This window comes from Streptomyces sp. NPDC012835, assembly GCF_042900885.1.
Classification (GTDB): Bacteria; Actinomycetota; Actinomycetes; order Streptomycetales; family Streptomycetaceae; genus Streptomyces.
Map to the genome: position 1 here is coordinate 1,300,599 of NZ_JBIBBW010000002.1, position 22,441 is coordinate 1,323,039.

16 protein-coding genes, 1 rRNA gene and 2 pseudogenes are annotated in these 22,441 nt (G+C 73.4%); 6 read left to right on the forward strand and 13 right to left on the reverse strand.

Going from position 1 to position 22,441, the window contains the following annotated elements:
• Positions 1–30: 30 nt before the first annotated feature.
• From ACFY6S_RS13250 to ACFY6S_RS13260, 3 genes and pseudogenes are all read right to left on the reverse strand, one after another.
• Positions 31–2,497 (reverse strand): annotated as a pseudogene (locus tag ACFY6S_RS13250) (tetratricopeptide repeat protein).
• Between the two features lie 517 nt (positions 2,498–3,014).
• A complete protein-coding gene (locus ACFY6S_RS13255) occupies positions 3,015–3,641 on the reverse strand; it encodes an NUDIX domain-containing protein (protein WP_388826744.1) in 627 nt (208 codons plus the stop codon).
• A 95-nt stretch (positions 3,642–3,736) separates the two neighbouring features.
• Positions 3,737–5,419 (reverse strand): CTP synthase, encoded by a 1,683-nt coding sequence (locus tag ACFY6S_RS13260; protein WP_388826747.1) that lies wholly within the window; start codon positions 5,417–5,419, stop codon positions 3,737–3,739.
• A 406-nt stretch (positions 5,420–5,825) separates the two neighbouring features.
• Between ACFY6S_RS13260 and ACFY6S_RS13265 the strand changes: the two genes are divergently transcribed.
• Together ACFY6S_RS13265 and ACFY6S_RS13270 are read left to right on the forward strand one after the other, a co-directional pair.
• Positions 5,826–7,652: a glycoside hydrolase family 15 protein gene (locus ACFY6S_RS13265; RefSeq protein WP_388826750.1), complete on the forward strand. Its 1,827-nt coding sequence runs from the start codon at positions 5,826–5,828 to the stop codon at positions 7,650–7,652.
• Between the two features lie 88 nt (positions 7,653–7,740).
• Positions 7,741–9,369, forward strand: a complete 1,629-nt coding sequence (locus ACFY6S_RS13270) for a PucR family transcriptional regulator (RefSeq protein ID WP_388826753.1) — start codon at positions 7,741–7,743, stop codon at positions 9,367–9,369.
• Positions 9,370–9,412: 43 nt separating this feature from the next.
• Here the strand turns inward: ACFY6S_RS13270 and ACFY6S_RS13275 are convergent, their stop codons facing one another.
• The 5 genes from ACFY6S_RS13275 to ACFY6S_RS13295 form a co-directional block, all read right to left on the reverse strand.
• Positions 9,413–10,519 (reverse strand): glycosyltransferase family 4 protein, encoded by a 1,107-nt coding sequence (locus ACFY6S_RS13275; RefSeq protein ID WP_388826756.1) that lies wholly within the window; start codon positions 10,517–10,519, stop codon positions 9,413–9,415.
• Between the two features lie 361 nt (positions 10,520–10,880).
• Positions 10,881–12,626, reverse strand: coding sequence for a DNA repair protein RecN (recN, locus tag ACFY6S_RS13280; RefSeq protein WP_388826759.1), 1,746 nt, complete (start codon positions 12,624–12,626; stop codon positions 10,881–10,883).
• A 179-nt stretch (positions 12,627–12,805) separates the two neighbouring features.
• Positions 12,806–13,711 carry an NAD kinase gene (locus tag ACFY6S_RS13285; protein ID WP_388826762.1) on the reverse strand — a complete coding sequence of 302 codons (906 nt, stop codon included), beginning with the start codon at positions 13,709–13,711 and terminating at the stop codon, positions 12,806–12,808.
• Complete coding sequence (locus ACFY6S_RS13290; protein ID WP_388826766.1) at positions 13,708–14,523, reverse strand: TlyA family RNA methyltransferase; 816 nt, start codon at positions 14,521–14,523, stop codon at positions 13,708–13,710. Before ACFY6S_RS13290 ends, ACFY6S_RS13285 begins: the two co-directional genes overlap by 4 nt.
• Positions 14,524–14,643: 120 nt before the next feature.
• Positions 14,644–14,895, reverse strand: a complete 252-nt coding sequence (locus ACFY6S_RS13295) for a hypothetical protein (RefSeq protein ID WP_388826769.1) — start codon at positions 14,893–14,895, stop codon at positions 14,644–14,646.
• 42 nt (positions 14,896–14,937) lie between these two features.
• Here ACFY6S_RS13295 and ACFY6S_RS13300 point away from each other — a divergent pair, with 42 nt between their 5' ends.
• On the forward strand, positions 14,938–15,285 hold the full coding sequence (locus tag ACFY6S_RS13300; protein WP_388826772.1) for an SCP2 sterol-binding domain-containing protein: 348 nt from the start codon (positions 14,938–14,940) through the stop codon (positions 15,283–15,285).
• 86 nt (positions 15,286–15,371) lie between these two features.
• Here ACFY6S_RS13300 and ACFY6S_RS13305 read toward each other — a convergent pair whose 3' ends face one another.
• Positions 15,372–16,262 (reverse strand): ABC transporter ATP-binding protein, encoded by an 891-nt coding sequence (locus tag ACFY6S_RS13305; protein ID WP_388826775.1) that lies wholly within the window; start codon positions 16,260–16,262, stop codon positions 15,372–15,374.
• A 97-nt stretch (positions 16,263–16,359) separates the two neighbouring features.
• Here ACFY6S_RS13305 and ACFY6S_RS13310 point away from each other — a divergent pair, with 97 nt between their 5' ends.
• Positions 16,360–16,506: a hypothetical protein gene (locus ACFY6S_RS13310; protein WP_388826778.1), complete on the forward strand. Its 147-nt coding sequence runs from the start codon at positions 16,360–16,362 to the stop codon at positions 16,504–16,506.
• A 100-nt stretch (positions 16,507–16,606) separates the two neighbouring features.
• On the forward strand, positions 16,607–17,506 hold the full coding sequence (locus ACFY6S_RS13315) for a siderophore-interacting protein (protein WP_388826781.1): 900 nt from the start codon (positions 16,607–16,609) through the stop codon (positions 17,504–17,506).
• A gap of 67 nt (positions 17,507–17,573) precedes the next feature.
• Here the strand turns inward: ACFY6S_RS13315 and ACFY6S_RS13320 are convergent, their stop codons facing one another.
• Entirely contained in the window at positions 17,574–18,605 is a 1,032-nt protein-coding gene (locus tag ACFY6S_RS13320) for an HAD-IIA family hydrolase (RefSeq protein WP_388826784.1), read from the reverse strand.
• An 87-nt stretch (positions 18,606–18,692) separates the two neighbouring features.
• Here ACFY6S_RS13320 and ACFY6S_RS13325 point away from each other — a divergent pair, with 87 nt between their 5' ends.
• Entirely contained in the window at positions 18,693–20,114 is a 1,422-nt protein-coding gene (locus tag ACFY6S_RS13325; RefSeq protein WP_388826787.1) for a DUF1015 family protein, read from the forward strand.
• A 91-nt stretch (positions 20,115–20,205) separates the two neighbouring features.
• Here ACFY6S_RS13325 and ACFY6S_RS13330 read toward each other — a convergent pair whose 3' ends face one another.
• From ACFY6S_RS13330 to rrf, 3 genes and pseudogenes are all read right to left on the reverse strand, one after another.
• On the reverse strand, positions 20,206–20,967 hold the full coding sequence (locus tag ACFY6S_RS13330) for a hypothetical protein (RefSeq protein WP_388826859.1): 762 nt from the start codon (positions 20,965–20,967) through the stop codon (positions 20,206–20,208).
• 165 nt (positions 20,968–21,132) lie between these two features.
• A pseudogene (locus tag ACFY6S_RS13335) lies at positions 21,133–21,855 on the reverse strand (hypothetical protein); the annotation flags it as partial.
• Positions 21,856–22,350: 495 nt separating this feature from the next.
• Positions 22,351–22,441 (reverse strand): 5S ribosomal RNA (gene rrf / locus ACFY6S_RS13340); the annotation flags it as partial.

The following is a 22,441-nucleotide window of genomic DNA, read 5'->3' on the forward strand; positions in this document are numbered from 1 at the left end:
GGATTTCTCGCTGTCTAGCCTTGCAAAGCATCATTCTTCAGTCGAAGCACTACGGGTTTCGTAGGTGTTTTCCCTCGGTTTCCAGGAGTCGATCAGAAGTGGCCCGGTGCAGCCGGGCAGCCGTGGGGTCCCCGAGCCGGTCCAGGGTGTCCGCCAGCCGGAGCTGGAGCGCGGCCTGGAGCCGTACGTCCTGTGCCTGCCGCGCCCACTCGACCGCCTCCCGACAGGTGCGCAGCGACTCCTGCGGCCGGCCCGCGTACTCCTGGACCCTGGCCGCCTCGCTCAGCGCCCGTGCCAGAGCGGCCGGGTCCTGGAGCCGGCGGTGGACGGCGGCCGCGGCCCGCCAGTTGCGCAGCGCCTCGCCGTAGCGGCCCGCGTAGGTGTGCACGGTGCCGAGGCGGCCGTACAGCCGCGCCTCATCGGCCCGCTCGCCCCGGCTCAGCCGCTGGGAGAGCGCCCTTCCGTACCAGTCGGCCGCCCGCTGCCAGTCGCTCAGGTCCTGGTGGGCCCCGCCGATGGATTCCATGGCGCGCCCGGTCGCGTAGAGGTCGCCCGCCGCGCGTCCGGCGTCCAGCGCGGCGCGGTAGCGCGCGAGCGCGTCATGGGTACGGCCGGTCCTGGCGTCGAGATCACCGATGTTCAGCAGCGCCGCCGCCCGCTCCCGGTGCAGCTCGCGGCGCTCGGCGATGTCCAGGACCAGCTGGTGCAGCCCGTACAGCTCGGGTGCGGCGGCCTCGGTGCCCCGGTGGACGGCGAGCGCCCGGACCAGTGCGGCCACCAGCCTGCGGGCCAGGGTGTCCAGCTCCCCGTCGGCGACCGCGAGCCGGGCGGACGCCAGCAGGGCGGGCCGCCGCGAGCACAGCCACGCGTCGGCCGCCTCGGCGTGCGGGAAGCGCAGCGCGCGCGGCAGTCCGGCCAGCCGCCGCCGGGCCGGGGAGCCCTCGGCATCCGTGACCGCGCGGCAGGACTGGAGCAGCCGTACGGTCCGCTCCAGCATCCGCGCGCGGGCGAGCTGCACCTCGGCGGGCCGGTCCTCACGCTCCATGACGGCCCGCAGCAGCGGAACGAGACAGGCCGGCACCACGTACTGGGGTTCGGCGGCCCGGGAGTCCGGGTCCGTGAACTCCAGGCGGCCGGGGTCGGGGGTCGGGGCGTCGGCCCGGTGCAGCAGCCCGCGCGCGGTGAAGTCGTCCAGCGTGACCCCGGCCGCCGAGACGGAGCAGCCCGCCAGCGCGGAGGCGGTGTGCGCGTCGGCGAGACCGGCGGGGGCGAGCGCGAGCAGCCGCAGTATCCGGGCGGCGGGCCCCGGCAGGCTCTCGTACACCAGCCGGAAGGCGCGGGCCAGCGGCCGGTCCCCGACCGGGCGGTCGGTGTCGTAGGGCAGGGCGCGCAGCTGTTTGGCCGCGTCGGCGACCGAGGCGGTGGGCCGGGCGGCGAGCCAGCCGCCCGCGAGGACGAGCGCGGCGGGCTGGCCCCCGCACTCCTCGGCGAGGGATTCGGCGGCCTGCGGGTCGACGGTGATCCGCACGGACCCGGCGAAGCGCGCCAGGAGTTCGATGGCCGCCTTGGCGTCCATGCCGCCGAGCGTGCAGGGGCGCACATCGGGAATCCCGGTGAGCGGGCCCTGCGCCACCGCGACCACGAGACAGCCCGGATTGTCGGGCACCAGCGGATCGACCTGTTCGGCGTCGGTCGCGTCGTCGAGGAGCAGCAGGACCCGGCGGACGGCCAGCGCCTCGCGGACCATCTCGGACAGCTCGTCCTCCCCCGCGCCCGGCGGGGTGGCGACCCCGAACACGCCGAGGATCTCGCGCGCGGTCCGCTCGGTGGGCACGGGCGCGCCGCCCGCCTCGGTCAGCCGGGCCCTGACGACGCCGTCGGGATAGCCGGGAGCGAGCTGTCCGGCCAGCTCCCGGGCGAGCGCGGTCCGTCCGGAGCCGGGGCGTCCGGCGATCAGCAGAATCCGGGCGCTGGGCTCCTTGCGTCCGGCGATGGTGTTGAGTCCGGCGCGTTCGATGTCGCCGTGCAGGGACTTCAGTTCGCGCTGGCGCCCGAAGAACCGGCCGTCGGAATCGGGCCGCACCGGATCGGGCGTACGGACCGGGCGGGGCGGCCGGACGTCGGCGGGAGCGGCCGGGTGCGGCGCGGCGGCGCCCGTCACGTCGGGGGCTTCCGTCCCGGAAGCGGGGGCCGTCGCGGCCGGGGACGCTCCGGCGGCGGAGGCGGCCGGACCGGCGGCGGGGACGGGGGCGGGGGCGGGGGCGGGGCCCGCGTCCGGAGCGGGAGCAGGAGCGGGAGCAGGAGCGGGAGCAGGAGCGGGACCCGCGTCCGCAGCCGGAGCGCCATCGGGAGCGGGGACGGGGTTCGCGTCCGGCGCGGGACCGGCGTCCGGAGCGGGGCCCGCGTCCGGAGCGGGACCGGCCGCCCCGGCGGGCGCGCTGTCCGTGCCGGCCTTCGTCACGGCGTCCTGCGCGGGTGCGGGGTCCTCGGTGGCCATGGCCGTCGCGTACCCGTCCGTCTCCGGCCGTACCACCGGGGGCGGGGGCGCGGGTTCAGCACCCTGCGTCACGCCGTCCGGTACCGGCGCCGGCCGCGGGTGCCGGTCGGCTCCGGTGCCACGCACGGGCGCCGTGACGGGTTCGGCGCCCTCCGGGGCCTTGGCCCGACTTCTCCCTTTCGTGCGGGAACTCCTCTTCTGCGGCTTGCGCGCCGCCACCGACCGGCCCTCGGGCCGCGACTCCGACGGTTCGTCAGATGTGGCCGTCGCCGCCGATGTTGACTCTGGTTCAGGAGTTTCGCCGCCCCCGGTCGCCCGCGCGCGGCCCGAGCCGCTCACATCCACCGCCTGATCCGTCACGGGCCACGCTCCGTCCGCCTGCGCACGAGCCGAGCCCGGCGGGTCTCCGCGCGGGCGGTTCGAGCGTAGTTCACTCTCTGCGACGGAACCGGGCGAGCGTGGCCGGTGAATCCCCCGATCGGATCAACATTTCGTCAGATCAGCAGACCCCAGTGGGTCAGGATTCGAACGGGCGCGCGGGCCACGGCGCGTCGGCCGGCCGGAGCGCGTCCGTGCCGTCCCCCGCCAGCGCGGCCGTGAGCGCGAGCACCCCCACGGCGAGGCAGTTGTTGTGCAGTTCACCGGCGAGCACACCGCGCACCAGCTCCGGCAGGGCGACCCGGGCCAGCTCCATGTCGGCCTCCTCCTCGGAGACCTCGAAGCGCTCGCCGTCCGCCGCCGACAGATCGCGGGCGAGGAAGATCCGTACCGCCTCGTCGCAGCCGCCCGCGGTCGTGTAGACGTCCGTCAGCACCCGCCAGTCCTCCGCCTTGACGTACGCCTCCTCGTACAGCTCGCGCTGAGCCGCGTGCAGCGGGTTCTCGCCCGGCACGTCGAGGAGTCCGGCCGGGATCTCCCACAGCTTCTGGCGCACGGGGTGCCGGTACTGCCGCAGGACCAGCACCCGGTCCGTCTCGTCCAGGGCCAGGATCGCGACGGACCCGGGGTGGACCTGGTAGTCACGCTTCACGACCGTGCCGTCGGGCATGACCACGTCGTCGGTGCGGACGCTGGTCTTGTTGCCGCGGAAGGGCGTCGTGGTCGCGGTGACCCGCCACTCCTCGGGGGTGTCCTGGATGGTCATGGCAGCGTCCTCCCACAGTGGCGCACAAGCGGAAACCGGGGCACTGGTCCGCACGACCCGTACCCCGGCTCCCACCGTATCCCCTGCGTCCCGCCCTACGGCTGGTCGGGCGCCGTCGTGACCGCGCTCTCCCGGCGCTCGACCGCGGCCTTCACCAGCCCCGCGAAGAGCGGGTGCGGGCGGGTGGGCCGGGAGCGCAGCTCCGGGTGGGCCTGGGTGGCGACGAGGTACGGGTGCGTGGCGCGGTCGTACTCGACGTACTCCACCAGCTTGTTGTCCGGGGACGTGCCCGAGAAGATCAGGCCCGCCTTCTTCTCCAGCTCCGCGCGGTAGGAGTTGTTGACCTCGTAGCGGTGGCGGTGGCGCTCCTCCACGTACGGCTGGTCGTCGTAGACCTCGCGCACGATCGAGCCCTCAGCGAGCTTCGCCGGGTAGAGCCCGAGCCGCATCGTGCCGCCGAGATCACCGGCGCCCTCGACGTAGGCGAGCTGCTCCTCCATCGTGGAGATCACCGGGTGCGCCGTCCCCGAGTCGAACTCGGTGGAGTTGGCCTCGGGAATCCCGGCGAGGTTGCGCGCGGCCTCCACGACGATGCACTGGAGACCCAGGCAGATGCCGAGCAGCGGGACCTTGTTCTCGCGGGCGTACTGGATCGCGCCGACCTTGCCGGTCACCCCGCGCTCGCCGAAGCCGCCGGGGATCAGGATGCCGTCGACGTCGGCGAGGTGCCTGGCGGCGCCGGCCGGCGTCTTGCAGTCGTCGGAGGTGACCCACTTCACCGAGACGCGCGCCTTGTTGGCGAAGCCACCGGCCCGGATCGCCTCGGTCACCGACAGGTACGCGTCCGGCAGGTCGATGTACTTGCCGACCAGCGCGATGGTGACCTCGTGGTCGGGGTTGTGGACCCGGTCCAGCAGATCGTCCCAGACGGTCCACTCGACATCACGGAACGGCAGGTCGAGCTTGCGCACGACATAGGCGTCCAGGCCCTCGGTGTGCAGCACCTTGGGGATGTCGTAGATCGACTTGGCGTCGACGCAGGCCACCACCGCCGCCTCGTCCACATCGCACATCAGCGAGATCTTGCGCTTGATGGAGAGCGGCACGTCCCGGTCGGCGCGCAGCACGATGGCGTCCGGCTGGATACCGATGTTCCGCAGGGCAGCGACCGAGTGCTGGGTCGGCTTGGTCTTCAGCTCGCCGGACGGGCCGATGTACGGCAGGAGCGAGATGTGCACGACGAAGACGTTGTCGCGGCCCACCTCGTGGCGCACCTGGCGGACGGTCTCCAGGAACGGCAGCGACTCGATGTCGCCGACCGTGCCGCCGACCTCGGTGATGACCACGTCGACGTCGTCGGTGGCCATCCGCCGGATGCGGTGCTTGATCTCGTTGGTGATGTGCGGGATGACCTGGACGGTGTCGCCCAGATACTCACCGCGCCGCTCCTTGGCGATGACCTGCGAGTAGACCTGGCCGGTGGTGACGTTGGCCGAGCCGTCGAGGTCCACGTCGAGGAAACGCTCGTAGTGGCCGATGTCCAGGTCGGTCTCGGCGCCGTCGTTGGTGACGAACACCTCACCGTGCTGGAAGGGGTTCATCGTGCCGGGGTCGACGTTCAGGTACGGGTCGAGCTTCTGCATGGTGACCCGCAGACCGCGCGCCTTGAGCAGCGCGCCCAGGCTGGAGGCGGTCAAGCCCTTGCCGAGGGAGGACGCGACACCCCCGGTGACGAAGATGTGCTTGGTCGTCGAGGAGGTCGAGGATCGGTTCGGCATGGCCAAGGCGGGGCTCCCGTGGTCGCGGTCTGAGGTGCGTAGCGGTATCCGGCCACTGGGGCGGGGCTACCGTTCGCTGCGGTTTCGGGGCCTCTGTTGCTGCGCAGCGAGTCCACCGGTCCACGGGCTACCAGGGTATCAGCGACGAGGAGAGGGTCGTTCCGGTCCTGTCTTCCGCAACCGCTTTCCCCCGGAGTCACGTTTTTCCGCCCCGCCACCAAGGCCCCCCACTCGTTCGGCGGATGGATGTTGCCGAGAGCGTGACGCGGAAGCCCCGCACGCGTCGTATCCTGCTCAAACATTCGCTGCCGAGTCCGGCCGGCAAACGGCACCACCCCCGCCCGATTTCCCGGAAACCCAGCTCGTCAACGACCCTTGACCGAAGTACGCGCCCCACGGGGCGGACATGGCCGTTCGACTGGAGATGCACGTGGCCGGGCGCATCGAGGATTACGCACTCATCGGAGACATGCAGACCGCTGCCCTGGTCTGCCGGGACGGCACAGTCGACTGGCTGTGTCTCCCCCGCTTCGACTCGCACGCCGTGTTCGCGGCTCTGCTCGGAACAGAGGAGCACGGCTTCTGGCGACTGGGGCCCGCGCATCCCGCGGGCTCCGAGGCCCCGCGCGCCACTCGGCGCCGCTACCGGGGCGATTCCCTCATCCTTGAATCGGAGTGGGACACACCGCGTGGCACGGTGAGAGTGACCGATTTCATGCCGCCGCGTGACGGAGCGCCCCAGGTGATCCGGATCGTGGAGGGCATCAGCGGCCGGGTGCCGATGCGGTCCGCGCTGCGGATGCGCTTCAGCTACGGCCGGGTCGTGCCGTGGGTCCACAAGGTGGACAACCGCACGGTCGCCGTGGCAGGCCCCGACTCGGTCTGGCTGGACACCGACGCGGAGACGCACGGTGAGGACCTCACGACGTACTCCGACTTCACCGTCGCGCCGGGCGACCGGGTCGCCTTCACCATCAGCTGGCAGCCCTCGCACCGCAGGCCGCCGGCGCTGCCCGATCCCGAGGGATCGCTGGAGGCGACTTCCGACTTCTGGCGCGAGTGGATCGAGCACTGCACGTACCACGGCCCCTACCGGGAGGCCGTCGTCCGTTCGCTGATCACGCTCAAGGCGCTGACGTACGCGCCGACGGGCGGGATCGTCGCGGCGCCGACGACCTCGCTGCCCGAGGAGATCGGCGGCAGCCGGAACTGGGACTACCGCTACACCTGGCTGCGCGACGCCGCGATCACGCTGTCGTCGCTGCTGCGCACCGGCTACCGCGAGGAGGCCCGCGCCTGGCGCGAGTGGCTGCTGCGCTCGGTCGCGGGCGACCCGGAGAACCTGCAGATCATGTACGGGATCGCCGGTGAGCGTGAGCTGGGCGAGGCCGAGCTGGACTGGCTGCCGGGGTACGAGAACTCCGGCCCGGTCCGGGTCGGCAACGGCGCGGCGCACCAGCTCCAGCTGGATGTCTACGGCGAGGTGACCGAGGCGCTGCACCTGGCGCACATGACCGGGCTGGCCCGCAACGACTACGCGTCGGTGCTCCAGCTCAAGCTGATCCAGTACCTGGAGAAGCACTGGGACCAGCCCGACGAGGGCATCTGGGAGGTGCGCGGGCCGCGCAGGCACTTCGTGCACTCCAAGGTGATGGCGTGGGTCGCGGTCGACCGCACGATCAAGCTGATCGAGTCCGGGGACGCGGACGGCCCGCTGGAGCGCTGGCGCGAGCTGCGCGACGACATCCACCACGATGTCTGCGAGAAGGGGTACGACAAGGAGCGGAACACCTTCACGCAGTCGTACGGCTCCAAGGAGCTGGACGCGTCGCTGCTGCTCATTCCGCAGATGGGCTTCCTGCCGCCGGACGACAAGCGGGTCATCGGCACCATCGAGGCGATCCAGCGCGAGCTGTCCACCGAGGACGGGTTCGTGCTGCGCTACCCGACGTCGGGCGACGACGCGGGGGTCGACGGGCTCGCCGGTGACGAGGGCGCCTTCCTGGCCTGCTCGTTCTGGCTGGCGGACGACCTGGCGATGATCGGACGGGTGGACGAGGCGCGCAAGCTCTTCGAGAAGCTGCTGTCGCTCCGCAACGACCTGGGTCTGCTGGCCGAGGAGTGGGACTCCAAGCTCCAGCGGCAGGTGGGCAACTTCCCGCAGGCGTTCAGCCATGTGCCGCTGATCGACACGGCGCTGCGGCTGACGGCGTCGGGAGCGTACGGAGGCTGAGCGGAGCCTTCGGCAGGGGCTCGGACCACAGGGTGGCGCACACCCGGCGGTCCGGGCCCCTGCCGCGTTTCCAGTAGCCTCCGGCCTCATGGGCACTCAGGGCGGAATCACCGTGCGGCGGGCACTTGAGCTGCCCGGACTCCGCGGCGGGCTGCCGGAGGTCGTCGCCGGCGCGGACCTGCTGGACCGTACGGTGCGCTGGGTGCACGCGGGCGAGGCACCGAACATCGCGTCCCTCCTCAAGGGCGGCGAGCTGCTGCTGACGACCGGGCTCGGGCTCGGCACCCGCCCCGCCGAGCAGCGCGCCTTCGTCCGGGGGCTGGCGGCGCGCGGCATCGTGGCGCTGGTGGTGGAGCTGGGGCCGCGCTTCGAGCGGCTGCCCCCGGCGATCGTGGAGACGGCGCGGGCGGCCGGGCTGCCGCTGGTGCAGCTGCACCGCGAGGTGCCGTTCGTCGCGGTCACCGAGGAGATCCACACGGAGATCGTCAACGGCCACTACGCGCTGGTGCGCCGCGCCGAGGACGTCCACCGGCGGTGCACGGAGGCCCTGCTGAACGGCGGCGGGGTGGAGCGGGTGCTGCGGATCCTGGCCGACTTCGCGGGCAACCCGGTCTTCCTGGAGACGGCGGAGGGCCGGCTGCTGTACGCGGCTGCCCCGGGCGCGGGCGAGGCGGCCGCCGGTCCTTTGCAGGTCTGGGCGGGGCTGCGCGGCAGCCGCGCGGCCCGGGAGGCCGGGCCGCCCACGGGCACGGTGCTGGTGGATGTGGCGGGCGGCGGCCACGGCGCGGGATCGGTACGGGCCAGGCTGGTGCTGCCCGCCGTACCGGTCGCGCCGCTGCCGGTGCACCGGCTGGCGGCGGAGCGCGCGGCGGGGCTGCTGGCCGTCGTGCTGATGCAGGCGCGCCAGGACGAGGAGCTGGCCGCGCGCGGCCGGGGTGATTTCCTGACCGATCTCGCCGAGGGCCGTATCCGCGCCGAGGACGCCCCGGCCCAGGCCAAGGTCCTCGGTTTCACCCCCGGTGCGGGGCCCCTGCTGCCCGTGGTGATGGGGCTGGCCCCGGAACCGCTGCCCTCGGGCGACTGGGCGCTGCTGGCCCGCGCGGTGCTGGAGGAGCTGTCCTCGACGGGGGTGCCGGTGCTGCTCGGCGTACGCCCCTTGGAGGGCCGCGTTCCGCTGCTGCTGGGGCTGCGCTCCGAGTCGGAACGCGCGGCGGTCGCCGGCCGCGTCGCGACCGCGCTGCGCGCGGGGGCGGCGCGCGCGGGCCTGGAGCGCCCCGGTGGCCGGTCCCCGGTGGTCGTCGTCGGGGTCGCGGGCGGCTGGACGGCCGCGAGCGCGGCCCTGCGCCACGCCGCCGAGACCGCGACCGCCGCCCGGGGCCTGTCCGACCGCCCCTGGTACGACGCGCGGCGTCTGGACATCGATCTGCTGCTGTGGCGGCTGCGCGACCACCAGGACCTGGCGGCCTTCGTGGACCGCGCGATCGGGCCCCTGCTCGCACACGACCGTGATCAGCGGCCCGCGCTGCTGCCCACCCTGGAGACGTTCCTCGCCCGCGCGGGCCGCAAGGCGGAGACCGCGCGCGAACTCCATCTGAACCGCCAGACCCTCTACAACCGGCTGGCCCGCATCTCCGAGCTGCTCGGTACGGACCTGGCCGATCCCCAGACGGTGCTGGCCCTGAGCCTGGCGCTGCGGGCGCGCCGCCACACGTCCTGATCCGACGGGCGGCCCGCCCGCGGTCCGGCGCCGCCGCGCGTCCTCAGCGCGGCCGGCGCGTCTGGCACAGCTCGTCGTAGACGCTGAGGATCTGCGCGATGGTCTGGTCCTCCGTCGGCCAGGTCGACGCCTGGGCACGGCCCGCCGCGGCGAGGGCGCGGCGGCGCTCGGGGTCGGCGAGCAGGCGGATCACCGCGTCGGAGAGCGCGGCCACGTCGCCGTACGGTACGAGTTCGGCCGCGCCGCCGACCAGTTCGGGAACGGCGCCGACCGCAGTGGCGACGAGCGGCACACCCAGCCGCAGCGCCTCCTGGGCGAGGACGGAGCGGGCCTCCCAGCGGCCCGCCAGCACGGCGATGTCGGCGGCGGCGAGTAGCGCGGGGAGGTCGTCGCGGCGGCCGAGGAGCTGGACGGGCAGTTCCTCGGCCTCGATACGGCGCTGAAGCCGGGCGCGCTCCCGGCCCTCACCGGCGATGGTGAGCAGCGGCATCGGGTCGAGGCGGCGCCAGACGGCGGCGGCGTCCAGCAGGGTGTCGTACCCCTGGCCGGGCACGAGGCTTCCGACGGCCATGAGCAACGGCCTCTCGACCGCGCCGAGTTCGGCGCGCGCCTTGTTGTCGGAGGCGTCCGGGCCGTCGGCCGCGTCGGACGCCGGGAGCGGCGCGGGCAGCGCGACCGGTGCGAGCCGGGCGTCGCGCGCGCCCCGGCTGCGGGCCCGGTCGACCAGCTCGGAGGAGACGCCCAGGACGACCGCCGCCGCCCGGACGGCGCGCCGCTCCGCCAGCCGCAGCAGCCGGCCGCGCGCGCCCTCGGTGTGCGCGCGGGTGTGCCAGGTGACGACCAGCGGAATCCGCAGCCCGCCGAGCGCGAGCGCGGTGCGTACGGCGGCGTGCAGCCCGTGCGCGTGCACCACGTCGGCGCCGGCGCACGCGGCGCGCAGCGCAGCGAGGGCGGCCGGGTCGGAGCGCCGGGGTACGGGGACGTGGTGCGCCCCCGCGTCGCCGTAGTCGTGGAGGCGGTCGAGTTCGGCGGGGGCGCACACGGTGACGCGCACGCCCCGGGCGACCAGTCCCGCCGCCAGCGATCGGACGTGCGCGCTGCTTCCCGCGCTGCCCCCGCCCAGCACCTGGACCGTACGCAGTGGTGTCACGTGGTCAAGGCTCCCGGTCGGATGTCGGTCCCGGCCCCGGGACCGCGCGTCGGGGTCCGGGGTGAGGGAGGGCAGGGGTACCCGTCAAGGATGCCAGCCCGTCGGCACGTTCAGGCACCAAGGAGACGACGTTCCTGTGTCCGTCGTCCCGCCCCTGCCCCCGGTGTCACTCACACGGGTGAAGGAACGGGGTCGCCGGCCCGATTGCCGAACGGCCGACCCTGACACCGTACGCCGTCCCGACGGCGACTCCCAGTAGGTGAATGGCCATCACGTCCCGGCCGCGTCCCGAGCCGTTTCCCGGTGCTCCGCCCGGCCCTTCGCGACCCGGCACGGGCCCGCCCCTGCCCGGGCCCCGGCTCTACGCGTCCAGCCGTGCCGTGGCGAGCAGTTCCTCCGCGTGTGCCCTCGCCGTCTCCGAGTCCTCCTGACCCGCCAGCATCCGCGACAGCTCCCGTACCCGGTCCTCGCCCTCCAGGACGGTCACCCCGGACCGGGTCACCGATCCGTCCACCGTCTTCTCGACCAGCAGCTGGCGGTCGGCGAACGCCGCGACCTGCGGAAGGTGCGTCACCACCACGACCTGCGCGGACCGGGCGAGCTTGGCGAGCCTGCGGCCGACCTCGACCGCCGCCTTGCCTCCGACCCCCGCGTCCACCTCGTCGAAGAGATAGGTCGGCACCGGATCGGCGCCCGCGAAGACCACTTCCACGGCGAGCATCACCCGGGACAGCTCACCGCCGGACGCGCCCTTGGCGATCGGCCGGGGCTGCGCGCCGGGGTGCGGGGTGAGGAGCAGCTCCACCTCGTCGACGCCGTGCGGCCCGTACGTCACGCAGCGCCCGCCGACCTCGACACCGGCCCGTTCGTCCGCCGCCTCGGTCTGCCGGATGTCGAACGAGACCCGCGCGTGCGGCATCGCCAGCGACGCCAGCTCGGCCGTGACGTCCTGGGCGAAGCGTGCCGCCGCCTCGGTGCGGGCGTCGGTCAGCTCCCGGGCGAGAACGGAGAGTTCGGCGCGCAGCCGCTCGTGTTCGGCCGTCAGCTCGCCGATCCGGTCGTCGTCGCCCTCCAACTCCGTCAGCCGGGCGCTGCTCTCCTCGCCCCAGGCCAGGACGGCGGCGATGTCCTCGCCGTACTTGCGGGTGAGCGTGGTCAGCGCGGCCCTGCGCTCCTCCACGGCGGCGAGCCGCAGCGGATCGGCGTCCAGATCGTCCGCGTACCCGGCGAGTTCGCCCGCCACGTCCGCCAGCAGGATGGCGATCTCCCCCATCCGGTCGGCGAGCCCGGCGAGCGCCGGGTCGTGGGAGCGTACGGCCTCCAGCGAGCGGCCCGCGCCGCCGACGAGGGTGGTCGCGTCCACGGCCTCGGGGTCCTCGGGGTTGCCCGCGAGCGCGGCGTGCGCGAGCGCGGCGGCCGAGGCGAGTGCCTCCGCGTGGCCGAGGCGTTCCGCCTCCGCCGCGAGTTCGGTGTCCTCGCCCGCCACCGGCTCGACGGCCGCGATCTCGTTCAGCCCGAAGCGCAGCAGGTCGGCCTCCTGGGCGCGCTCACGGGCCCGGGTGGTCAGGGTGTCCAGTTCGGTGACGACGGCCCGCAGCCGCCGGTAGGCCGCCGCGTACGCCGTGAGGGGTACGGCGACGGCGTCGCCCGCGTATCTGTCGAGGGCCTTGCGCTGGCGCGCGGGCCGCAGCAGGCCCTGCTGGTCGGTCTGGCCGTGCACGGCGACCAGGTCGTCCGCCAGCTCGGCCAGCACCCCCATGGGCACCGCGCGTCCGCCGAGGTGCGCGCGCGAGCGCCCCTCGGCGGAGACGGTCCTGCTGATGAGCAGCGCCCCGTCGTCCAGCTCCGCCCCGGCCTCCTCGGCACGCCGGGCCGCCGGCGCGTCGGCGGCCATGGTGACGCGCCCCTCCACCACCGCCGACTTCGCTCCGACCCGCACCAGCGCGGGATCGGCGCGTCCGCCGAGCAGCAGTCCGAGGCTGGTCACCACCATGGTCTTGCCCGCGCCGGTCTCGCCCGTCACCGCCGTGAAGCCGGGTGACAGCTCCACGACCGCGTCGTCGATGACCCCGAGCGACCGTATCCGCATCTCCTCCAACACGGTCATGACCATACGAGGTCCCGGAGCCGCCGTGCGACGGACCCCACCCCCGGTTCCTCCGACCGGGCCGGGTCAGGAGGTCTCGCCGGGCGGTACATACACCCGCGATCCCCCCGGAAACGACCCCCCGCATCACCCGTGAAATCGAACACCCGTCGGTACGGCGTCCCCCGACACGCCACCCGTCAGTGCGGCGCTCCGCGCCAGCCGGAGACCGGAAGCGCGAACTTCGCCACCAGCCGGTCGGTGAAGGACGCGTGGTGCAGCCGCGCCAGCCGTACAGGGGTGGCGCCGCGCCGCACCTCCACCCGCGCGCCCGGCGGCAGTTCGATGGTCCTGCGCCCGTCGCACCACAGGACGCCGTTCGGTGAGTCCGGCTGGACCTCGACCGCGAGCGTGTTGGTGGGCGAGGTCACCAGCGGCTTCGCGAACAGGGCGTGCGCGCTGATCGGCACCATCAGCAGCGCCTCGACATCGGGCCAGACGACCGGGCCGCCGGCCGAGAACGCGTACGCCGTCGAACCGGTCGGGGTGGCGCAGACGATCCCGTCGCAGCCGAAGCCGGTGACGGGCCGCCCGTCGATCTCCAGGATGACTTCGAGCATCCGCTCGGGTGAGATCTTCTGTACGGCGGCCTCGTTGAGCGCCCAGTCGGTGTGGACGACATCGCCATTGCTGCGGACGGCGACATCGATGGTCATCCGCTCCTCGACCTCATACGCACGAGTGACGACGCGATCGACGACCTTGTCCAGATCGTCCCGTTCCGCCTCCGCGAGGAAGCCGACCCTGCCCAGGTTGACCCCGAGCATCGGAACGCCCGAGGCGCGGGCGAAGGCGGCGCCGCGCAGCAGTGTCCCGTCGCCGCCGAGCACGATCAGCAGCTCACAGCCGTCGAGCGCGTCGGGAATCGCCTCGGGGACCGTCTCCACGGACGACGGCAGCGGCAGATCGGCGGCCTCCATGGCGAGTACGCGCACCCCGAGGCCGTTGCGGAGCAGCCCCTCCACGACGAGTTCGGCGCTGCGGATCGCCGCGGGCCTCCCGGTGTGGGCCACCAGGAACACGGTGCGGTCGGTCTGAGTGGTCAACGGGGTCCCTCCGCCACTGCGCGGTCGGCGTCCGCCGGGTCCAGGTCGGGCGCTCCGGCGCGGAGCCACAGAAAATACTCGACGTTTCCGGAGGGCCCCGGCAGCGGGCTGGCGGTGACCCCCCGTGTGCCGAGCCCGAGTTCGCTCGCCCGCCGCGCCACGGTACGTACGGCTCCGGCCCGCAGTTCGGGGCTGCGTACGACGCCCCCGCTGCCGAGGCGCTCCTTGCCCACCTCGAACTGCGGCTTCACCATCAGCACCAGATCGGCGTCGGGGGCGGCGCAGCGCACCAGAGCGGGCATCACCACCCCCAGCGGAATGAACGACAGATCCCCCACAACAAGATCCACGGGCTCCCCTTCGATCGCTTCCAGCGTCAACTCGCGTACGTTCGTACGGTCCTTGACGGTGACGCGTTCATCGCTCCGCAGGGACCAGGCGAGTTGCCCGTATCCGACGTCCACCGCGACGACCTGGCGGGCCCCCGCGCGAAGCAGCACATCGGTGAATCCGCCGGTGGAGGCGCCGGCGTCGAGCGCGCGCCGGCCGCGGACCTCCAGCCCCCGGGGCATGAAGGCGGCGAGGGCCCCGGCGAGTTTGTGTCCGCCGCGCGAGACGTAGTCGGGGTCGCTGTCGTCGGCCTTGACGACGACAGCGGCACTGGTCTCCACCTGGGTGGCGGGTTTGGTCGCGGTGGCGCCGCCGACCGTCACCCGGCCCGCGGCGATCAGCTGGCTCGCGTGCTCACGCGAGCGTGCGAGGTTACGGCGTACCAGCTCGGCATCGAGTCGGCGGCGTGCCAGTCCAGCCACGTTCGGTTCAGCTCCTGTGGTCGTGCGCGGGAAATCACCGGGGCGCCGGCTGGTCCTGGGCCCTGTCCTCAAACGTAGCGCCGTCCGTCCGTGGGGCGGGCGGGACTTCGAAGACAGTTCCTAGGGCCCCTGGTGAGGTGCCGGACGTGCGTCGAGCGCGGTCAGCGCGTCGCGCAGCCCCCGGTGTACATCCTCGTACACCTCGGCGTGACCGTCGGCGGGGAGGTGGTCGGCGTCGGCCAGCCGGGCCAGCCGCTCGTCCACCTCGGGGTGGCCGGTCGCCGGGCGGTCCACGCCGAGGGGCCGGGGCGGGGCCGGTTCGTACGCGGGAGCCGGTTCGGTCGCCGACGGGCCCGGCATCGAGTCACTCATGCCGGAACGCTACCGCGAAGCCCTGCGGTAACGTCGGTCGCGATGGTGACGAAGGAGGAGTGCCGCGACGCACTCGACACGCTCTCGGACAATCTGGCGCGGGCGGACGGGAAGGTCCGCGAGGCGGCGGGGTTCGACCGTTCGCTCAGCTGCCACATCACGGACCTGGATGTGACCTTCACCGGCCGTCTGACGGACGGCCGGATCGAGGTGGCCGACACCGTGGCGGGACCACCGCCGCAAAAGGCGCAGATCCGGCTGGCGATGGCGGGCGACGATCTGGTGGCGCTGGTTGACGGCGAGCTGAACTTCGCCCGTGCCTGGGGTTCCGGGCGGGTGAGGCTGGAGGCCGGGTTCCGCGATCTGCTCCGGCTGCGGTCGCTGCTCTAGGTCTTCCGCCCCGGCCTTGGGTCTTCGCCCGAACCCCGGCCTTTCGCCGGCCCCTGGCCCTTCACCCCCGTCGTGCCGAGCAGGGCTCAGGCCCGGTCGGGAACGGCGGCGTCGAGCGGGGCGCGACCGGGAGCCGCGTCCGCGTCCGTCCCGGTGCCGGTCCCGGCTTCCGCCCCGGCCGCCGCTTCGCGGCGGTTCCTGCGGGACGCCGGTACGACCAGGGGCGTACCCGTCTCCGGGTCGTCGATGACCTGACAGCGCAGCCCGAACACCTCCTCCACCCGCTCCGCCGTGACCACCTCGGCCGGCGTGCCCTCGGCCACGATCCGGCCGTCGCGCATCGCGATGAGGTGCGTCGCGTACCGGGCCGCGTGGTTCAGGTCGTGCAGGACGGCGACGAGCGTGCGGCCCTGCGTCTCGTGCAGTTCGGCACAGAGGTCGAGCACATCGATCTGGTGCTGGATGTCCAGGAAGGTGGTGGGCTCGTCCAGCAGCAGCAGCGGAGTCTGCTGCGCGAGGGCCATGGCGATCCAGACGCGCTGACGCTGCCCGCCGGACAATTCGTCGACATGGCGACCGGACAGCTCCCCGACGCCGGTCGCCGCCATCGACTCCTCGACTATCCGCTCGTCGTCGGGCGACCACTGGCGCAGCAGGCCCTGATGCGGGTAACGGCCCCGCGCCACCAGGTCGGCGACGGTGATGCCGTCGGGCGCGATGGACGACTGCGGCAGCAGGCCGAGGGTCCGCGCGACCTTCTTGGCGGGCATCGAGTGAATGGCCCCTCCGTCGAGCAGCACCCGGCCATCGGACGGCTTGAGCATCCGGGAGAGCGCGCGCAGCAGCGTGGACTTGCCGCAGGCGTTCGGCCCGACGATCACGGTGAACGAGTGGTCGGGGATCTCCACCGAGAGATCGCGGGCGATGACCCTCTGGTCGTAGCCGAGGGTCACCGATTCCGCGGTGAGGCGCTGCATGGTCGTACTCCTGGTGTCGTCCGCGGGGTTCATCTGTACGGGGTACTGCCCGGACCGCGCACACGGTACGGGCACGGCCGTCGGATCAGGATGACGCATGGCCTTCAGGACTCACGGCCAGGACTCACGGCCCTCATCCGCCCGCCACCGCGCCTTCGGTGACGAGCGGTCGGAGCGGGCGGCGGCGGCCGGCGCCCCGGTCGTCGCGCTGTTCGAGTGGTCTGTCGACGGAACACCAGGTTAGGTTAGCCTACCCTCGCATCTCTTCTCGATGGGGGAAGTACCAGCGTGAACAGCCCGGAGCGGCCCGTCGCCGCGATCGACAAGTCGGAAAGGCTCTCCTCATGACCGATGCCCCTTTCCAGTTCTTCGATGTCGAAGTGCTCCGCACCGAACGCCTCACCCCGGCCGTGGCCCGTGTCGTCCTCGGCGGAGCGTCGGTCTCCCGGATGGCCTCGGCCGGCCGCGACCAGCGCGTGAAGCTGTTCCTGCCGCACCCCGGCCAGCGCGAGCCGGTGCTGCCGGACACCGAGCGGGCCGACTGGTACGACGCCTACCGCGAACTGGACCCGGCGGTGCGCGGCGTCATGCGCACGTACACGGTGCGTGAACTGCGCGGCGAAGCCGGTGAACTGGTCATCGACTTCGCCCTGCACGGCGACGAGGCGCCCGCGGGCGCGGCCGGGGCCACGGCCCACGACACCGGCGCGGACGTCCACGGCGACGCCGGGACCGCCTCCGGCCCTGCCACCCGCTGGGCGCGGGCTGCGGGCCCCGGCGACCGGATCAGCGTGCTCGCCCCGGTCCAGGAGGAGAACGGCGGCTACGACTTCCGGCCGCCGGAGGGCACGGACTGGGTGCTGCTGACCGGCGACGAGTCGGCGCTGCCCGCCGTCGCCGGCATCCTCGAAAGCCTGCCGCCGGGACTGCCCACCCGCGTCTGGATCGAGGTCCATGACCCGGCGGACCGGCAGGACCTGCCCACCAAGGCGGACGCCGAGATCGTCTGGCTCGTGCACGGCACCTCGCCCACCACCACCGAAGCGATCCGCGCCGCCGAACTGCCGGCCGGCACCCCGTACGCGTGGACGGCCGGAGAGGCGGCGACGGTCAGGGCCCTGCGCCGCCATCTCGTCGGCGAGCGCGGATTCGACCGCAGGGCGGTGAAGTTCAGCGGCTACTGGCGGCGCGGCGCCTCCGAGGACTCCCCGATGAGCGCGGCGGACGCGGAGGAAGAGGCATAGGACCGGGCCGGAGCCCGGGTGGGACGTGCCGGTGCCCTCCCCCGCGTACCGGCACGTCCCGCGCGGCTCAGAGGCCGAGCCTCGCCAGCGCCTTGTCCGTCGCACGCGTGCAGGACCCCTCGCCCGCGTCCGTCCAGGCCGCCGCGCACAGCGCGCGCAGTCCGTCCAGCGCGTCGCCGTCGCCGTCGAGCACCAGCGCGTCGCCACTGACCGAGGCCGTCCATCCGCCGCAGCCGAACCCGCCGTCCCCGTCGGCGCCGACATCCGGCTGCCCGGTCAGCAGTCCGCGCAGGTCCGCGTCGACGTAGGTCGGCCGGTACTTGGGTTCGGCGGCCAGCAGCAGCGCGCCGTCCGTCACCCCGGTCAGTACGAGCAGCGAGTCGACCCCGCCGTTGAACGCGCCCTCGATGTCCGTGTCCAGCCGGTCCCCGACCACGAGTGCGCGCCTGGCGCCCGTCCGCAGGATCGTCTCCCGGTGCATCGGGGGCAGCGGCTTGCCCGCCACCTGCGGCTCGGCGCCCGTCGCGATCCGTACGACCTCGACCGCCGCGCCGTTGCCCGGCATGATCCCGCGCGGGCTCGGGATCGTCAGGTCGGTGTTGGACGCGAACCACGGCACCCCGCGGTTGACCGCGTAGCACGCCTCGGCGAACCGCCGCCACGGCAGATCGGGGCCGCCGTACCCCTGCACCACCGCGACCGGGTCGTCGTCGGCGGACTCGACCGGTTCGAGGCCGCGTTCGCGCAGGGCGACCCGCAGCCCCTCCCCGCCGATGACCAGCACCTTGGCCCCGGCCGGGAACCGTTCGGCGATCAGCCGGGACACCGCCTGCGCTGAGGTGATCACGTCCTCGGCGCCGGCCGGGACACCGAGTTCCGTCAGATGGCTCGCCACGGCCTCCGGCGGGCGGAGGGCGTTGTTGGTGACGTACGCGAGACGCATCCCCGCGTCCCGGGCCGTCACGAGCGAGTCGACCGCGTGCGCGATGGCCTCCCCGCCCGCGTAGACCACCCCGTCGAGATCGAGCAGGGCAGTGTCGTACGACTCGTTCAGCGCGGTGGCGCTCCCGCTCGGCCTGGTCCTGCTCTGCTGGCTCATCCGTCTTTACGCTCCTCGCTGGGGCCTCGCCGGGGACTTCTCCCACCGATCATCCCTCATCACCCCCCGCGCACATACGATGCGTAAATGAACTCAACAGGTCCCGTGGACAAGGGGCTGCGGCTGATTCCGTTCAGTGGGCTCCGCTATGTCCCCGAACGGGTCGGCAGTCTGTCGGCCGTGACCTCGCCGCCGTACGACGTGGTGGTCAGGCCCGACGGGCTGCACCAGTTGGAGTCGGCGGACCCGTACAACATCGTCCGGCTGATCCTCCCGCAGGCCGCCACCGCCGAGGAACGGCACCGCCGGGCGGCGGCGACGCTGCGGCAGTGGCAGGAGGAGGGCGTCCTCGCGCCTGATCCCGAGCCCGCGCTGTACGTGTACGAGCAGCGCAGGGGCGAGGTGTTGCAGCGGGGCGTCATCGGGGCGCTCGCGCTCTCGCCGCCGGCGGACGGCATCGTGCTGCCGCACGAGGACGTGATGCCGGACGTGGTCGAGGACCGCGCGGACCTGATGCGCGCGACGGCGGCGAATCTGGAGCCCCTGCTGCTGACGTACCGGGGCGAGCCGGACACGGCACCCGCCGGGCACGCGCCGGGCGCAGCGGGCGGACCGGGGGCGGCGGGCGGGACCGGCGCCACGGGCACCGGAGGGACCACGGGTCCGGTCGGCACCTCGGCCGTCATCGAGCGCACCCTGGGCCGCGCTCCGCTTCTCACCACCACCACGGAGGACGGTTTCAGCCACCGGCTGTGGTCGGTCACCGAGCCCGCCGAACTCGCGGAGATCTCCGGGGATCTGGCCCATCACCAGGCTCTGATCGCCGACGGACACCACCGCTGGGCCACCTACCTGCGGCTGAGCGCCGAGCACACGGCCGCGCCGGGAGGCGGGGGCGGGGCTGCGGGCAGGACACCGGGCCCCTGGGACTACGGGCTGGTCCTGCTGATCGACACGGTCCGCTACCCCCTCCAGGTCCGTGCCATCCACCGGCTGCTGCACCGGTTGCCGGTGGACCGCGCGCTCGCGGCCCTCGACGGCTCCCCGGGTTCCCCGGCGCCCTTCCGGGTCCGCACGGTCGAAGGACCGTTCCCCCGGGCGCTGGAGGCCCTGGAGCGGACGGCGGCCACCGGAAACGCGTTCCTGCTCGCCGGAGACGGCCGCTTCCATCTGGTCGACCGCCCGGACGAGGGCCTCCTGGCGCGTACGGTACGAGCCGACCGGCCGGCGGCCTGGCGTGAACTGGACGCGACAGTCCTGCACTCCACTCTCCTCGACCATCTCTGGCGCATCCCGGACGACCCGGAGCACATCGCCTACATCCATGACGCCGAGGCGGCCGTCGCACAGGCCGAACGCCGTGGCGGTACGGCGGTCCTGCTGCATCCGGTGCGCGAGGACGTCGTAAGGGACCTGGCCCGCCAGGGCGTCACCATGCCGCGCAAGTCCACGTCCTTCGGGCCCAAGCCGGCGACGGGACTGGTGCTGCGCGACCTCGCGCGGGGCTGAAGCGGCGCCGGCCCACCTCATGGGAGTGGGGCGGTACCCCGGTCCGGGATACCGCCCCACTCCTGTGTGCCGCTCGGATCAGTCAGCCGGTTCAGCCGTTGTCGTCGGCCGTCCCGGACCGGGGCGGCCCGTCGGCCCGGGCGGGAGACTCGGCGCCGGAAGCCGCCTCGGACGCCGCGTCGGGCGCTGCTTCGGACGCTGCTCCGGACGCCGTCTCGGCCTCGGGCTCGTCATCGCCCATGGCGTCGACGAACTCCACCCCGTCCAGCTCGGCGAGCCGGTCGGAAGCGTCGGTCGCGCCGTCCTTGTCGGCCTCGACCGTCTTGCCGAACCACTCCCGCGCCTCGTCCTCACGGCCCGCCGAGAGCAGGGCGTCGGCGTACGCGTAGCGCAGCCGCGCGGTCCAGGGCTGTACGGCGTGCGAGGCCAGCTCGGGCCCCTGAAGCGTGACGATGGCCGCGTCGATCTGCCCCATGTCCCGGCGCGCACCGGCCGCGACGAGCCGCATCTCGACCTGTCCCGCCTTGTCGAGCTTCTGCACCTCGGGCTCGCCCGCCATCGCCATGGCACGCTCCGGGCGGCCGAGGCCGCGCTCGCAGTCCGCCATGACGGGCCACAGGTCGACCCCACCGGTCATCCGCCGCGCCGCCCGGAACTCGGCCAGCGCCTCGGCGTACTTCTGGGTGGCGTACGCGGCGAAGCCGGCCGCCTCGCGAACGGCGGCGACGCGGGAAGCGAGGCGCAGGGCGATACGGGAGTACGCGTACGCCTGCTCCGGCTCCTCGTCGATCAGCTTCGCGACCATGACGAGGTTCTTGGCGACGTCCTCGGCAAGCGTCTTCGGCAGGCTCATCAGCTCCTGGCGCACGCTCTTGTCGATCTCGTCACCGGTGACGTCCTCGGGGATCGGCAGCCGCTTGATCGGCTCCCGGTCGCGGTCGCGGTCCCGGTCGTCACGGCGGTCGTAGCCGCCGCCCCTGTTGTCGTCCCGGCCCCGGTAGCCGCCACCGCCGGGACGCCCGCCTCGGTCGCCTCGGTCGTCACGGCGCCCGTAACCGCCACCGCCACCGCCACCGCCGCTGGGACGTCCGCCTCTGCGGTCGTCGTCGCGCCGGGGGGCGCCGCCGGAGCGGTCGTCACGGCGGAAGCCACCACCGGACGAGGGCCGGTCGTCCCGCCGGTCATCACGGCGATCGTCGCGCCGGTCATCGCGACGCGGACCGCTGGGACGGTCGTCTCGACGGAACGACGGACGCTCATCGCGACGGTCGTCACGGCGATCATCGCGACGGAAACCACCACCGGACGAGGGCCGGTCATCGCGCCGGAAGCCACCACCGGACGAGGGCCGATCATCACGACGCGGGCCACCGCCGGCGACGGGTCGGCCACCACGGTCGTCGCGCCGGGGGGCGCCGCCGGAGCGGTCGTCACGGCGGAAACCGCCACCGGACGAGGGCCGGTCATCACGGCGGAAACCACCACCGGACGAGGGCCGGTCATCGCGACGCGGACCACTGGGACGGTCGTCACGACGGAACGACGGACGCTCATCACGACGGTCGTCACGGCGATCATCGCGACGCGGACCGCTGGGACGGTCATCACGGCGATCGTCGCGCCGGAAGCCACCACCGGTAGGACGATCGTCACGACGGAAACCGCCACCGGACGAGGGCCGGTCATCGCGGCGGTCATCGCGACGCGGACCACCACTACCGGAACGGTCATCACGACGCGGTCCCCCGGTGTGGGGACGGTCATCACGACGCCCGTACCCACCACCGCCGGAGCCGCCGCCCACCGGACGGCCGCCACGGTCGTCACGACGCGGGGCGCCGCCGGAGCGGTCGTCACGACGGAAGCCACCACCGGAGGAGGGCCGGTCGTCGCGCCGGTCATCGCGACGCGGACCACTGGGACGGTCGTCGCGCCCACCGCGGAACCCGCCACCGCGATTGTCATCACGTCGCGGTCCACGATCGCGATCGTCACGGCCTCCGCGGAAGCCGCCCCGGTCGCCGCTGTCACCGCGGCGCGGGTCGCGCTCGGGACGGTCGTCGGAGGAGTTGGGGGACATCGAGTGGAGCTCCTGTCTTCGGGTACCGCAGTCATTCTCGCGCAGTCGGGCTTCCGGTGCGCTTCGAGCAAAAGAGGGGGGTACAAAACACGGGGTACAAAACAAAAAAGACCCATGGTCCAGCGTGAACGCTGGACCATGGGTCCATGAAAGATTGTTCGGCGGCGTCCTACTCTCCCACAGGGTCCCCCCTGCAGTACCATCGGCGCTGTGAGGCTTAGCTTCCGGGTTCGGAATGTAACCGGGC